Here is a 12,729-nt window from a genome sequence, read left to right as displayed (position 1 = left end):
GCGTCCCCTTCGTCTAGTGGCCTAGGACACCGCCCTTTCACGGCGGTAACAGGGGTTCGAGTCCCCTAGGGGACGCCAGTTTTACAGAAGTGATGTTGCAAGATGTCACTCCGCCGCGAGGCGAAAAATCCGGGGCTATAGCTCAGCTGGGAGAGCGCTTGCATGGCATGCAAGAGGTCAACGGTTCGATCCCGTTTAGCTCCACCAATTTTACAGTTCAAGGTCTGGCCACACCGGCCTTGAATCGATCAGTACTCAGCACTGATCAGTTGTATAGAAGGGTTTGCGTCCCCTTCGTCTAGTGGCCTAGGACACCGCCCTTTCACGGCGGTAACAGGGGTTCGAGTCCCCTAGGGGACGCCACGATTACCCGCTCTGCGGGATTTATAAGGGTCATTCAATTATTGAATGGCCCTTTTGTTTGTCTGGCGTTTGGCCAATCCTCTCTTTCTCCCCGCGCTGTTCTTCTGACCAACGGTCACATCAACGACTTGCGAATAATTATTATGAGAATAATATTCTATTCGTAATATTCGGAGGCAACGATGAACGATAAAAAAGCTCAAACCCGTGAACGCATTCTCCAGGCCGCCAGCTCTGCGCTGGTCCAGCGCGGCCCGGCAGAGCCTAGCGTGGGTGAAGTGATGGGGGCTGCCGGTCTTACCGTTGGCGGCTTCTACGCACACTTCGAAAGCAAGGACGCCATGATGCTGGAGGCCTTCACGCAATTGCTCGGCCAGCGTCGGGCGCTGATCGCCGAAATGGACCCCTCGCTGACCGGCGAAGAACGCCGGGCGCTGGTCGCTGCGTTTTACCTGTCGCGCAAACACCGAGACTCCACCGATCACGCTTGCCCGATTCCGGCATCGATAGGCGAGTTGGGGCGTCTGCCGGACGATTTCCGTCTGGTCTTGAATGAACACATCGAGCTGATGGTCGCGCAGTTGGCCGCCAGCCCGGAAGACACCGATAAAGCGCTGGCTGACCTGGCGCTGATGGTCGGTGGTTTGGCCCTGGCGCGGGCGCTGGGTGCCGGTGAGTTGTCCGATCGATTGCTGCGTGCCGCCAAGTCGGCGGTGCTATGACCTGAAGCACAAGCCTTTGGAGATGAGCGATGAGCACGTTAAGTTGGGTTCGTGGCGTTAACGGCACCTTGGGCTGGGTTGCACCGCAATGGGTGGCAAGCAAGATGCGTTCGGTGTTCATGACGCCGCGCGAGCTGCCTTTGCGTGATTGGGAAATGCCGCTGCTGGCGAAGTCCGAGCGGATCACTCTGCGCTTCGGCCTTTCAGCATTGCGCTGGGGGCAAGGCCCGACAGTGCTGCTGATGCACGGCTGGGAAGGTCGGCCGACACAATTCGCCAGCCTGATCACCGCGCTGGTAGACGCCGGCTACACCGTGGTCGCGCTGGATGGTCCGGCTCACGGTCGCTCGCCGGGTCGCGAGGCCAACGTCGTGCTTTTTGCTCGGGCGATGCTTGAAGCGGCGGCAGAGCTGCCTCCCTTGCAAGCGGTCATCGGCCACTCCATGGGCGGCGCCAGTGCGATGCTTGCCGTTCAATTGGGTTTGCGTACTGAAACCCTGGTCAGTATCGCCGCACCGGCACGGATTCTCGCCGTTTTGCGCGGTTTTGCCCGTCACGTTCGCATGCCGCCCAAGGCGCGTTCGGCGTTTATCCGCAAGGTCGAACGGGATGTGGGTATCCAGGCCTCACGACTGGATGTCGCCCATTATCAACTGGATATGCCGGGGCTGATCGTACACGCCGAAGACGACGGCTTTGTCTCGGTCAATGAGTCGCAATTGATTCACGACGCCTGGTTCGACAGTCGCCTGTTGCGCCTGGAGGAGGGTGGGCATCAGCGGGTGCTGGCGGATCCGCGAGTGATCGAAGGCGTGCTCTCGCTGCTGTCCGGTCGGAGCTTGCAAGCGCGCCAATCGGCCTGATCATCCGTTACACTGCCCCGGTCGAATAATCTGACCGGGAGTGGGGCATGGGCTGGGATCGGGCAACGCCGTTTATCATTGACCTGCAGGTTGCTGCCGAGGACATCGATGGGTTGGGGCACGCCAATAATGCGGTGTACGTCACCTGGCTCGAGCGCTGCGCCTGGCGCCACTCGCAGCGCCTAGGGCTGGACCTGACCGAGTATCGGCGGCTGGACCGGGCGATGGCCGTGGTGCGCCACGAGATCGATTACCTGGCGGCCGCCTATGAAGGTGACGAGTTGCAGTTGGCGACCTGGATCGTTGACTGGGATCAGCGCCTGAAGATGACCCGGCACTTCCAGCTCAAACGCCCGAGCGACAACGCCACGCTGCTGCGGGCGCAAACCACGTTTGTCTGCATCGAGCTGTCCAGCGGCAAGCCCAGACGCATGCCGGCGGAGTTCATCGAAGGCTACGGCCCGGCGTTGCAAGTCAGCGCCTGATCACCCTGTGGCGAGGGGGCAAGCCCCCTCGCCACATGGGTAGGCGCAAGTCTTTCGATTGATAATCCAGTAAACTGCCGCACGTTTTTCGTTGAGTGTTTTCCATGCAAATTGCTTTGGCGCCCATGGAGGGGTTGGTCGACAACATCCTGCGGGACGTGTTGACCCGTGTTGGCGGTATCGATTGGTGCGTGACCGAGTTCATTCGGATCAACGATCAACTGCTCACGCCTGCCTATTACCACAAATTCGGCCCTGAACTGCTGAACGGCGCCAAGACCGCTTCAGGCGTGCCGTTGCGCGTGCAATTGCTCGGCTCCGATCCGGTGTGCCTGGCAGAAAACGCGGCGCTGGCCTGTGAGCTGGGTTCGGAGGTGATCGACCTGAACTTCGGTTGCCCGGCCAAGACCGTGAACAAATCGCGTGGCGGTGCAGTACTGCTCAAAGAACCCGAGCTGCTCAACGAAATCGTCGAACATGTACGCCGCGCAGTGCCGGCACACATCCCGGTGACTGCCAAGATGCGTTTGGGTTTTGACAGCCCCGACGGCGCGCTGGTGTGTGCCACTGCGTTGGCTGAGGGCGGTGCTGCGCACATTGTGGTGCACGCACGGACCAAGACGGATGGCTACAAGCCGCCAGCACATTGGGAATGGATCCCGCGGGTGCAGGAAGTGGTCAAGGTGCCGGTGTTCGCCAACGGCGATATCTGGAGCGTTGAAGACTGGCGCCGTTGCCGCGAAATCAGCGGTGTGGAAGACATCATGCTGGGTCGTGGCCTGGTGTCGCGTCCTGATCTGGCGCGGCAAATCGCTGCCGCACGGGCCGGTGAAGAGGTGGTCGAGATGACCTGGGCCGAGCTGTTGCCGCTGCTTCAGGACTTCTGGCTGCAAGCCAAGGCGCAGATGACGCCGCGCCAGTCGCCGGGTCGCTTGAAACAGTGGCTGGCGATGCTGACCCGCAATTATCCCGAAGCGGTGGAGCTGTTCACGGTCCTGCGTCGTGAGACCGAGTTGGATCAGGTGTCGCGTTTGCTGGGTCTGCAGGCGTGCGAAGCCGCCTGAAACCTTTTTTTGAAAAAAACACAAAAAAATCTCTTGAAATGCAATCGGCGGTCCTTATCTAAGGATTACGCGATGCCGAATTCGGGTCGCGGAGACAAAAAACTTGCTGATTATTTTCAGGAGATTTGAATCATGAGTACTGCATTTTCCATGGCGCCACTGTTCCGTTCCTCGGTGGGCTTCGATCGTTTCAACGATCTGTTCGAGTCAGCACTGCGCAATGAGCCAGGCAGCACCTATCCACCGTACAACGTTGAAAAACATGGCGACGACGAATACCGCATCGTCGTCGCAGCAGCCGGCTTCCAGGAAGAAGACCTGGAGCTGCAAGTGGAGAAAGGTGTGCTGACCATCAGTGGTGGCAAACGTGACGCCAATGAAGACGTCACCTATCTGTACCAAGGCATCGCACAGCGCGCTTTCAAGCTGTCCTTCCGGCTGGCGGACCACATTGAAATCAAGGCCGCGGGCCTGAGCAATGGTTTGTTGAACATCGACCTGCTGCGGGTCGTGCCGGAGGAAGCGAAAGCCAAGCGTATCCCGATCAACGGGACGCAAAAACCGGCTCTGGAACACTGAGTCATCGCGATGAGAAAGGGCGCCACCGGCGCCCTTTTTTGTGCTCGTCATTTGAGCAGTTTCAGGAAGCCCTCCAGCGGCAGCGGCTGACTGTGCAGGTAGCCTTGATACAAGTGGCAGCCCAGCCCCTGCAAGAAATCGAGCTGTTCAGTGGTTTCGACACCTTCGGCAATCACCGTCAATTCAAGGCTGCGGGCCATGGCCACGATGGCGCGGATGATTTCCGCGTCGTTCGGATCGCTGGTCGCATCGCGGATGAACGACTGGTCGATCTTCAAGGTGTCCACCGGCAGGCGCTTGAGGTACGTCAGCGAGGAGTAGCCGGTGCCAAAGTCGTCCATGGCGAAGCTGACGCCAAGTTTCTTCAGGCGGCGCATCTTGCTGATGGTGTCGTCCAGGTTCTGAATCACGATGCCTTCGGTGACCTCCAGCTTGAGCAGCGAATACGGCAGTCCATGGCTGCTCAGGGTTTGTTCAATCCGTTCGACAAAGTCGTTCTGGCGAAATTGCCGTGGGCTGATGTTCACGCAAAGGCTGAAGTTCAGCGGATCGATCAGGCCTCTATCGATCAATTGCCTGAAGGCCTGACAGGTCTCATCGAGGATCCAGGCACCGACCTCAAGAATCAGCCCGCTGTCTTCCAGTACCTTGATGAATTCGCTGGGCGATTGCTCCCCCAGCCGCGGGTGGCGCCAGCGCACCAAGGCTTCGGCGCCGATAATGCGACCGTCCAGGGCGTCCACCTGAGGCTGGTATTGCACGCTGAACTCACCACGCGAAAGGGCCAGGCGCAGGTCGGTTTCCATCCGCAGGCGTTCACTGGCGGCTTTTTGCATGGTGTTGTGGAACATCTGCGTGGCATTGCGTCCCGAATCCTTGGCTCGGTACAGGGCAATGTCGGCACGCTTGAGCAGGTCGGTCGGGGTTGAGCCGTGATCGGGGATCAAGGCCACGCCGATGCTCGGGGTGACTTGCAGGCGCTGACCGTCGAGGAACATCGGCTCGGACAACAGCTCGCGCAGCGTGTCGGCCAACTCGCGAACCTGTTCGCTGACTTGGTTGCGCGTCCCTTCCAGGCCGCTCAACAGCACCACAAACTCATCGCCACCGAGTCGCGCCACGGTGTCTTCCATGCGCACGCTGGCTTCGAGGCGTGCAGTGATGATTTTCAGCACGGTATCGCCCACCGGGTGACCGAGCGAGTCGTTGATGTGCTTGAAGTGGTCGAGATCGAGGAACAGCAAGGCGCCGCGCAGGTTATGGCGTTTCAGCAAGGCGATTTGCTGGCTCAGGCGATCCATCAGCAGGGCGCGGTTGGGCAGGTTGGTCAGTGGGTCGTGGTAGGCGAGGTGACGGATCTGCGCTTCGGCGTTTTTCAGCAGGCTGACGTCCCGGGCGGTCATCAGCAGGCAGGCGGTTTCGTTCAGGGTGATGGGCTCGATCGAGACCTCGACGGTGAGTATTTCGCCGCGTTTGTTGCGGCCGAGCATTTCCTGGTGATGCACCCGGCCTTTGGCTTTCAACTCGGCCAGCAGGGTTGAGCGTTGTTTTTCTTCGGCCCAGATGCCGATCTGATACACGGTTTTGCCCACCACTTCGTCGGCGCTGTAGCCGGTCAAGCGGCAGAAGCCGTCGTTGACCTCCAGGTAGCGTCCACTGTCGCGCTCGGTGATGGTGATGGCGTCGGGGCTGGAGTGAAACGCCTTGGCGAATTTCTCTTCACTGGCCTTGAGGGCGGCCTCCGAGCGCTGCTGCTGGGTGATATCGCGCAAGGTGGTGACAATGCACGGTTCGTTGCCGACGCTGATCTGACGGCTGGAAATCACGCAGGTCAAGGGTTGCCCGTCCTTGTGGTGAACAATGATTGCGACGTTGTTCAGCGCCTGTTCGCGAATCACCTGCTCGATGCGTTGCTGACGCTTCACCGAAGCGTCCCAGAGGCCAATCTCGTCGGCACTGCGGTCGATGACGTCGGTGGTGGTCCAGCCGAAGATCTGAGTGAAGGCGGGGTTGATCTCGATGAACTGGCCGGTGTCCTGGCGCGTCACGCAGATCGGGTCCGGGCTGACCTGAAACAGGCTGGCGAATTTTTCTTCGGAGGTGATCAGGCGCTGCTCGCGCTCCACCTGGTCGGTGATGTCGAGCAACGTACCGGCCATGCGCAGGGGGACGCCGGACTCATCGCGATAGAGCCGTGCACGGCTTTCCAGGTAGCGCGAACTGCCGTCGGGCAATTGCACACGGTAAGTCAGTTGATAATTGCCGGCCGGGCCTTCGCGGAGGCTGCGGTAGGCGTCGCGCATGCTGTCGCGTTCATCGTCCGGCACGCCTTCGAAAAACGCGTCGAAGGGCTCGTGAAAGGGGATCGGGTCCAGGCCATGCAGCTGTGCGGCACGGGCCGAGCCATAGAGCATGCCACTGGGAATGTGCCAGTCCCAGGTGCCGAGTTGCGCCGAGTCGAGGGCCAGGTCCAGGCGCTCCTGACTGTCTTTGAGCGCTTGCTCGGCGAGTTTGCGTTCGCTGGTATCGAGGAAAGTGCTGAGCAGGTAGGGCTGGCCTTCGAGTTCAACCTTTTGCGCGCTGAGAATGCCATCGTGGACCTGGCCATTGCTGGCGCGAAACTGTACCTCCATGCTGACCAGTTCACCCTTGGCCTTGGTTGCCTTGACCAGTTTGGCGCGTTGTTCCGGGTTCACCCAAAGGCCCAGCTCCAGTGTCGTGCGGCCGATCACGCTGTGCACGGGCCAGCCAAACAGGCTTTCGAAGTATTGATTGGCTTCGCTGATCAGGCCGTCTTCCTGACGGGTCAGCAGCACCATGTTCGGGCATAGATGAAATAGTGTTGCGAAACGTTTCTCCGAGCTGCTCAGGGCCTGTTCGCGTTGGCGTTGATGGGTGATCTCGCGGATTACCCCGATCATCCGTGGCCGGCCTTGCTTGTCCGGTATCAGGCTGCCGTTGATCTCCAACCAGTGCAAGCTGCCGTCGGGCCAGCGGATCCGGTGATGCATCGCCTGTTCCAGCGGTGCACCGGCCACTACGGCGTTAAAGGCTCGCAGGGTTTTGGCGCGATCCTCCACCGGCAGCAGATCCAGGTATTCCAGGTCGGCTGGCAGTGGTTTTTTTGGGTCAAACCCGAACAAGGCTTGAGTCCCACGTGACCAACTGATCAGCCCGCGTTCAATGTCCCAGTACCAGGCGCCCAAGCGTGCACCGTTCAAGGCGGCGAGCAGTTGTGGCGCGCTCTCCCAACTCTGCTCCGAGGTACGCGGGTCGAGCGCCTGAATGCGCGGCATTTGGGGCGTGCGTGAGCGAGTGCGGTCAGCAGATTTGGGCATGGGTAACAAGCCTTGGGCTGAATTGGGTGTTTGGCGCTGGGAATTTCAACCTTAAAGGATTAGCACAACTTAGCCGTAAGTCCGTGGCAAATCGATTTGTGCGTCCAACAAGGCCATGAAAGCCCGTGCAGCATTCGACAGCGTCCGTTCGGTGTGCACGATATAGCCTAGCTGGCGAGTGAGCTGTATGCCCGGTAAAGGAATGCGTGCCACTTGATCATCGAGCATGGTGCGCGGCAACACGCTCCAGGCCAGGCCAATGGAAACCATCATCTTGATAGTTTCCAGATAGTTAGTGCTCATCGCGATGTTCGGTGTCAGCCCCTGGGCTTCGAAGAGTCGTTGCACGATGTGGTGGGTAAAGGTGTTGCCACCGGGGAAAACCGCCGGATGACGGGCGATATCGGCCAGGCTGACCGCACCGTTACTGATCAGCGAGTGTTCGGGGGCTGCCACAAAGTCCAGTGGGTCATCCCATACCGGCGTGGCTTTCACCAGCGTGTGTGGCTCGGGTGCCAGGGTAATCACCGCCAGTTCGGCGCGGCCGTGAAGAATTTCCTCGTAGGCGACTTCCGAATCGAGGAACTGAATATCCAGCGCAACCTCGGGGTAGCGTCGGGTGAACGCCCGCAGCAAGGGCGGCAGGCGGTGCAGGCCGATGTGATGACTGGTCGCCAGGGTCAGGCGGCCAGTCACTTCGCCGGTCAGGTTGGTCAGCGCCCGGCGTGTGTCATCCAGTACATTCAGAATCTGATAAGCGCGCGGCAGCAGGGCGCGTCCGGCCTCGGTCAGGCTGACTTCGCGGCCCAGTCGATCAAACAGCCGTACATTGAGCTGCTGTTCCAGCCCGGCGATGCGTTTGCTGATGGCTGGCTGGGTCAGGTGCAGCCGTTCGCCCGCGCCGGAAAAGCTGCCGGTCTCGGCGATGGCTATAAAAGCATTGAGGTTGGCCAGGTCCATGGTCGTATTCCAGTTGGTTATCCAAAGCATAAAAAATATGAATTTGAGTTATTTAATGTAACCCCATAGGATCGACCTCACAAGCCAAGGGGTTATTGATTCGCTTCAGTAATCCAGGGCATAGAAACAAGCTGATGAGGAAACGTCTGATGGCCGGCAAAACGCTCTACGACAAGCTCTGGGATTCGCATTTGGTCAAGCAGCGCGACGATGGTTCGGCGCTGATCTACATCGATCGTCACATCATTCACGAAGTGACCTCGCCGCAAGCCTTCGAAGGTCTGCGTCTGGCCGGGCGCAAGCCGTGGCGCATCGATGCCAACATCGCGACCCCGGACCACAACGTACCGACGACTCCTGAGCGCAAGGGCGGCATTGCTGCCATCGCTGACGAAGTCTCGCGTTTGCAGGTTCAGACCCTCGATGACAACTGTGACGAATACGGCATCGTCGAATTCAAGATGAATGACGTGCGTCAAGGCATCGTCCACGTCATCGGTCCGGAGCAGGGTGCAACCTTGCCGGGCATGACCGTGGTCTGCGGTGACTCCCATACCTCGACCCACGGCGCTTTCGGCGCGTTGGCTCACGGTATCGGCACTTCCGAGGTCGAGCACGTGCTCGCCACCCAGTGCCTGGTCGCCAAGAAAATGAAGAACATGCTGGTCCGCGTTGAAGGAAAATTGCCGTTCGGCGTGACCGCCAAGGACATCGTTCTGGCCGTTATCGGCAAGATCGGCACTGCCGGCGGTAACGGCCACGCGATCGAATTCGCCGGTCGCGCGATTCGCGAGTTGTCGGTCGAAGGCCGCATGACCATCTGCAACATGTCCATCGAAGCCGGTGCGCGAGTTGGTTTGGTTGCCGCTGACGAAAAGACCGTTGCTTACGTCAAGGGTCGTCCGTTCGCACCGAAAGGCGCTGAGTGGGACTTGGCTGTCGAAGCCTGGAAAGACCTGGTGTCCGATGCAGACGCGAAGTTCGACACCATCGTTGAACTCGACGCTGCGCAGATCAAGCCGCAAGTCAGCTGGGGCACGTCCCCGGAAATGGTTCTCGCCGTCGATCAGAATGTGCCGGACCCGGCTAAAGAGATGGACCTGGTCAAGCGCGACTCGATCGTCCGCGCCTTGAAATACATGGGTTTGACCGCCAATCAGGCGATCACCGACATTCAACTGGACCGCGTGTTCATTGGCTCCTGTACCAACTCGCGGATCGAAGATTTGCGCGCTGCGGCGGTGATCGCCAAGGGCCGCAAAGTGGCTTCGACCATCAAGCAAGCCATTGTGGTGCCGGGTTCGGGCCTGGTGAAGGCGCAAGCCGAAGCTGAAGGGCTGGACAAGATTTTCCTTGAAGCCGGTTTCGAATGGCGCGAGCCAGGGTGCTCGATGTGCCTGGCGATGAACCCGGACCGTTTGGAGTCTGGTGAGCATTGCGCATCGACCTCCAACCGTAACTTCGAAGGCCGTCAGGGCGCCGGTGGCCGTACGCACCTGGTGAGCCCGGCAATGGCCGCCGCCGCCGCTGTCAACGGTCGTTTCGTCGACGTCCGTGAATTGATCTGAAGGAGCGCAGCATGAAAGCTTTTACCCAGCACACTGGTCTTGTCGCGCCTTTGGATCGTGCCAACGTCGACACCGACCAAATCATTCCCAAGCAGTTCCTGAAGTCGATCAAGCGCACCGGTTTCGGCCCGAACCTGTTCGATGAGTGGCGTTACCTGGATGTCGGGCAACCGTATCAGGACAACTCCAAGCGTCCGCTGAACAAGGACTTCGTGCTCAACGCCGAGCGTTATCAAGGTGCCAGCGTGTTGCTCGCCCGGGAAAACTTCGGCTGCGGTTCGAGCCGCGAGCACGCGCCGTGGGCCCTGGAAGAGTACGGTTTTTGCAGCATCATCGCGCCGAGCTACGCCGACATCTTCTTCAATAACAGCTTCAAGAACGGCTTGCTGCCGATCATCCTGAGCGACGCTGAAGTCGACGAATTGTTTGCGCAAGTGGAAGCCAATCCGGGCTACCAGTTGCAGATCGACTTGCAGGCCCAGACCGTGACCCGTCCTGACGGCAAGGTCCTGAGTTTCGAAATCGATGCTTTCCGCAAACACTGCCTGCTCAATGGCCTGGACGATATCGGCCTGACCTTGCAGGACGGCGATGCGATTGCCGCGTTCGAAGCCAAGCACCGCGCCAGCCAGCCATGGTTGTTCCGCGACGCGTGATTGATCCGAAATCGTTGTAGACAGTTCCGGCCTCTTCGCGAGCAAGCCCGCTCCCACAGGGTTTGTGAACACTGGAGATCCAGTGTGGGAGCGGGCTTGCTCGCGAAGGCGGCAGCCGGGACAACACAAGACTCACCCCTTAAGGAAGTCATCATGACCAGCACCGCCCAGCACAGCGACGTAGTACAAAAGCAATTCGGTGAACAGGCTGCCGCCTACCTGAGCAGTGCAGTACACGCACAGGGCACCGAATTCGCACTGCTACAGGCCGAGCTGGCGGGTCGTAGTGATGCGCGGGTGCTGGACCTGGGCTGCGGCGCCGGTCATGTGAGTTTTCATGTGGCTGCGCTGGTCAAGGAAGTGGTCGCCTATGACCTGTCGCAGCAGATGCTCGACGTGGTGGCTGGCGCCGCAGTTGATCGTGGTCTGAACAATGTGACCACCGTGCTCGGTGCGGCGGAGCGCCTGCCGTTTGCCGAGGGTGAATTTGATTTCGTCTTCAGCCGTTATTCGGCGCACCATTGGAGCGACCTTGGCCTGGCCTTGCGCGAAGTGCGCCGAGTGCTCAAGCCGGGTGGGGTAGCAGTATTTATTGATGTCTTGTCGCCGGGCAGTCCGTTGTTCGACACTTACCTGCAAAGTGTTGAAGTGCTGCGCGACACCAGCCACGTGCGTGATTATTCCGCCGGGGAGTGGTTGCGCCAGGTCAGCGAGGCGGGGTTGCATACCCGTAGCACCACGCGCCAGCGGCTGCGCCTGGAGTACAACTCCTGGGTCGAGCGCATGCGTACACCCCAGGCGTTGCGCGTGGCGATCCGCGAGTTGCAGCAGGCGATGGGCAATGAAGTTCGCGAGTATTTCGAGATTGAAGCCGATGGTTCGTTCAGCACCGATGTACTGGTGCTGATGGCTGAACGATAAGCGCCAAGCGCTGGAATTTTTCCGGGCGCGCCCATGAGCGCGCCGACTGATGACATGAGGAACGCATGAGCAAGCAGATTCTGATTCTCCCAGGTGACGGTATTGGCCCGGAAATCATGACCGAAGCGGTCAAGGTGCTGGAGCTGGCCAACGACAAGTTCGCACTGGACTTCGAATTGAGCCACGACGTGATCGGCGGCGCCGCCATCGACAAGCACGGCGTACCGTTGGCCGACGAAACCCTGGCCCGTGCGCGCGCTGCCGATGCGGTGCTGCTGGGTGCGGTGGGCGGTCCGAAATGGGACACCATCGAGCGTGACATTCGTCCAGAGCGCGGTTTGTTGAAGATTCGTGCGCAACTGGGCCTGTTCGGCAACCTGCGCCCGGCGATCCTGTACCCGCAACTGGCTGAAGCGTCGAGCCTGAAAGCCGAAATCGTCGCAGGCCTGGACATTCTGATCGTCCGTGAACTGACCGGCGGTATCTACTTCGGCGCACCGCGTGGTGTGCGCGAGTTGGAGAATGGTGAGCGTCAGGCGTACGACACCCTGCCATACAGCGAAAGCGAAATCCGCCGTATCGCCCGCGTCGGTTTCGACATGGCGCGCGTACGCGGCAAGAAGCTCTGCTCGGTCGACAAGGCCAACGTTCTGGCGTCCAGCCAGCTGTGGCGCGAAATCGTCGAGCAAGTGGCCAAGGACTACCCGGACGTCGAGCTGAGCCACATGTACGTCGACAACGCCGCCATGCAGCTGGTGCGTGCACCGAAGCAGTTCGACGTGATCGTCACCGACAACCTGTTCGGCGATATCCTGTCCGACGAAGCTTCGATGCTCACCGGTTCCATCGGCATGTTGCCGTCGGCCTCGCTGGATGCCAACAATAAAGGCATGTACGAGCCGTGCCACGGTTCGGCGCCGGACATTGCAGGCAAAGGCATCGCCAACCCGTTGGCGACGATTCTGTCGGTGTCGATGATGCTGCGTTACAGCTTCAACCAGTTGGTGGCCGCAGACGCTATCGAAAAGGCTGTCAGCCTGGTGTTGGACCAAGGGCTGCGCACAGGTGACATCTGGTCGCCGGGTTGCGTGAAAGTAGGTACGCAGGAAATGGGCGACGCAGTAGTCGCAGCGCTGCGGAATCTGTAATCTCTCTGGCCCCGCTTGTCGCTGATGCCGGCAAGCGAGCCCACTTTTTGTAAAAGGTGTAG

General features: G+C 59.8%; 11 protein-coding genes and 3 tRNA genes. 12 read left to right on the top strand and 2 right to left on the bottom strand.

Annotation, left to right across the window (positions count from 1 at the left end):
• Positions 1-2: 2 nt before the first annotated feature.
• From AC3WK5_RS27070 to AC3WK5_RS27035, 8 genes are all read left to right on the top strand, one after another.
• A tRNA-Glu gene (locus AC3WK5_RS27070) sits at positions 3-78 on the top strand.
• Between the two features lie 53 nt (positions 79-131).
• Positions 132-207: transfer RNA gene (locus AC3WK5_RS27065), tRNA-Ala, on the top strand.
• An 80-nt stretch (positions 208-287) separates the two neighbouring features.
• Positions 288-363, top strand: a tRNA-Glu gene (locus AC3WK5_RS27060).
• Between the two features lie 182 nt (positions 364-545).
• On the top strand, positions 546-1,085 hold the full coding sequence (locus AC3WK5_RS27055; protein ID WP_103319192.1) for a TetR/AcrR family transcriptional regulator: 540 nt from the start codon (positions 546-548) through the stop codon (positions 1,083-1,085).
• A gap of 29 nt (positions 1,086-1,114) precedes the next feature.
• A complete protein-coding gene (locus tag AC3WK5_RS27050; protein ID WP_019692684.1) occupies positions 1,115-1,948 on the top strand; it encodes an alpha/beta fold hydrolase in 834 nt (277 codons plus the stop codon).
• Between the two features lie 47 nt (positions 1,949-1,995).
• Positions 1,996-2,433 carry an acyl-CoA thioesterase gene (locus tag AC3WK5_RS27045; protein ID WP_103319191.1) on the top strand — a complete coding sequence of 146 codons (438 nt, stop codon included), beginning with the start codon at positions 1,996-1,998 and terminating at the stop codon, positions 2,431-2,433.
• Between the two features lie 104 nt (positions 2,434-2,537).
• The gene (locus tag AC3WK5_RS27040; protein WP_054596614.1) at positions 2,538-3,497 is read left to right on the top strand and encodes a tRNA dihydrouridine synthase; all 960 of its coding nucleotides are present in this window, start codon (positions 2,538-2,540) and stop codon (positions 3,495-3,497) included.
• Positions 3,498-3,629: 132 nt separating this feature from the next.
• Positions 3,630-4,076 carry an Hsp20 family protein gene (locus AC3WK5_RS27035; RefSeq protein WP_054596615.1) on the top strand — a complete coding sequence of 149 codons (447 nt, stop codon included), beginning with the start codon at positions 3,630-3,632 and terminating at the stop codon, positions 4,074-4,076.
• Between the two features lie 47 nt (positions 4,077-4,123).
• On the opposite strand, the gene AC3WK5_RS27030 is transcribed toward AC3WK5_RS27035, so the two are convergent.
• Together AC3WK5_RS27030 and AC3WK5_RS27025 are read right to left on the bottom strand one after the other, a co-directional pair.
• Positions 4,124-7,414: a PAS domain S-box protein gene (locus AC3WK5_RS27030; protein ID WP_103319189.1), complete on the bottom strand. Its 3,291-nt coding sequence runs from the start codon at positions 7,412-7,414 to the stop codon at positions 4,124-4,126.
• 69 nt (positions 7,415-7,483) lie between these two features.
• Complete coding sequence (locus tag AC3WK5_RS27025; protein ID WP_103319187.1) at positions 7,484-8,374, bottom strand: LysR family transcriptional regulator; 891 nt, start codon at positions 8,372-8,374, stop codon at positions 7,484-7,486.
• Between the two features lie 149 nt (positions 8,375-8,523).
• Here AC3WK5_RS27025 and leuC point away from each other — a divergent pair, with 149 nt between their 5' ends.
• From leuC to leuB, 4 genes are all read left to right on the top strand, one after another.
• Positions 8,524-9,942 (top strand): 3-isopropylmalate dehydratase large subunit, encoded by a 1,419-nt coding sequence (leuC, locus tag AC3WK5_RS27020; RefSeq protein WP_103319185.1) that lies wholly within the window; start codon positions 8,524-8,526, stop codon positions 9,940-9,942.
• 11 nt (positions 9,943-9,953) lie between these two features.
• Positions 9,954-10,598: a 3-isopropylmalate dehydratase small subunit gene (gene leuD, locus AC3WK5_RS27015; protein ID WP_103319183.1), complete on the top strand. Its 645-nt coding sequence runs from the start codon at positions 9,954-9,956 to the stop codon at positions 10,596-10,598.
• A 153-nt stretch (positions 10,599-10,751) separates the two neighbouring features.
• Positions 10,752-11,519: a class I SAM-dependent methyltransferase gene (locus AC3WK5_RS27010; protein ID WP_103319182.1), complete on the top strand. Its 768-nt coding sequence runs from the start codon at positions 10,752-10,754 to the stop codon at positions 11,517-11,519.
• Between the two features lie 65 nt (positions 11,520-11,584).
• Complete coding sequence (gene leuB, locus AC3WK5_RS27005; RefSeq protein WP_054596621.1) at positions 11,585-12,667, top strand: 3-isopropylmalate dehydrogenase; 1,083 nt, start codon at positions 11,585-11,587, stop codon at positions 12,665-12,667.
• Positions 12,668-12,729 lie beyond the last annotated feature (62 nt).

The sequence above is a fragment of the Pseudomonas sp. FW306-02-D09B genome (assembly GCF_058782685.1).
This window is presented reverse-complemented; position numbering and strand designations above follow the sequence as displayed.

What these genes read in the sequence shown, in the direction of transcription:
- AC3WK5_RS27055 (WP_103319192.1), top strand. Translation starts at nt 546, where the DNA reads ATGAACGATAAAAAAGCTCAAACCCGTGAACGCATTCTCCAGGCCGCC.
- AC3WK5_RS27050 (WP_019692684.1), top strand. Translation starts at nt 1,115, where the DNA reads ATGAGCACGTTAAGTTGGGTTCGTGGCGTTAACGGCACCTTGGGCTGG.
- AC3WK5_RS27045 (WP_103319191.1), top strand. Translation starts at nt 1,996, where the DNA reads ATGGGCTGGGATCGGGCAACGCCGTTTATCATTGACCTGCAGGTTGCT.
- AC3WK5_RS27040 (WP_054596614.1), top strand. Translation starts at nt 2,538, where the DNA reads ATGCAAATTGCTTTGGCGCCCATGGAGGGGTTGGTCGACAACATCCTG.
- AC3WK5_RS27035 (WP_054596615.1), top strand. Translation starts at nt 3,630, where the DNA reads ATGAGTACTGCATTTTCCATGGCGCCACTGTTCCGTTCCTCGGTGGGC.
- AC3WK5_RS27030 (WP_103319189.1), bottom strand. Translation starts at nt 7,414, where the DNA reads ATGCCCAAATCTGCTGACCGCACTCGCTCACGCACGCCCCAAATGCCG.
- AC3WK5_RS27025 (WP_103319187.1), bottom strand. Translation starts at nt 8,374, where the DNA reads ATGGACCTGGCCAACCTCAATGCTTTTATAGCCATCGCCGAGACCGGC.
- leuC (WP_103319185.1), top strand. Translation starts at nt 8,524, where the DNA reads ATGGCCGGCAAAACGCTCTACGACAAGCTCTGGGATTCGCATTTGGTC.
- leuD (WP_103319183.1), top strand. Translation starts at nt 9,954, where the DNA reads ATGAAAGCTTTTACCCAGCACACTGGTCTTGTCGCGCCTTTGGATCGT.
- AC3WK5_RS27010 (WP_103319182.1), top strand. Translation starts at nt 10,752, where the DNA reads ATGACCAGCACCGCCCAGCACAGCGACGTAGTACAAAAGCAATTCGGT.
- leuB (WP_054596621.1), top strand. Translation starts at nt 11,585, where the DNA reads ATGAGCAAGCAGATTCTGATTCTCCCAGGTGACGGTATTGGCCCGGAA.